1 protein-coding gene is annotated in these 359 nt (G+C 47.4%); it reads right to left on the bottom strand.

All coding sequences use genetic code 11. The features are described 5' to 3' along the window. Nucleotides 1-54: 54 nt before the first annotated feature. Nucleotides 55-359, bottom strand: a 305-nt coding sequence (locus tag ABF638_RS38350) for a hypothetical protein (RefSeq protein WP_435027947.1), incomplete at its 5' end; no start/stop codon positions are given.

Raw genomic sequence — 359 nt, 5'->3', positions numbered from 1 at the left:
CAAAACCTAACACCTTAACTGAGACAAAACCTAACACCTTAACTGAGACAAAACCTAACACCTTAACTGAGACAAAACCCATAACTCCAATTGAGATAACACCCGACATCCCAATTGAGATAACACCCGTAACTCCAATTGAGCCAACACCCGACATCCCAATTGAGCCAACACCCGTAACTCCAATTGAGACAACACCCGACACCCCAATTGAGCCAACACCCGTAACTCCAATTGAGACAACACCCGACACCCCAATTGAGCCAACACCCGTAACTCCAATTGAGACAACACCCGACACCCCAATTGAGCCAACACCCGTAACTCCAATTGAGACAACACCCGACACCCCAATTGAG

Origin of the sequence: Nostoc sp. CALU 1950 (assembly GCF_051172895.1) — a bacterium.
Classification (GTDB): Bacteria; Cyanobacteriota; Cyanobacteriia; order Cyanobacteriales; family Nostocaceae; genus Nostoc; species Nostoc edaphicum_A.
The sequence above is the reverse complement of the archived record's forward strand: the minus strand, read 5'-3'. Positions and strand labels throughout refer to the sequence as shown.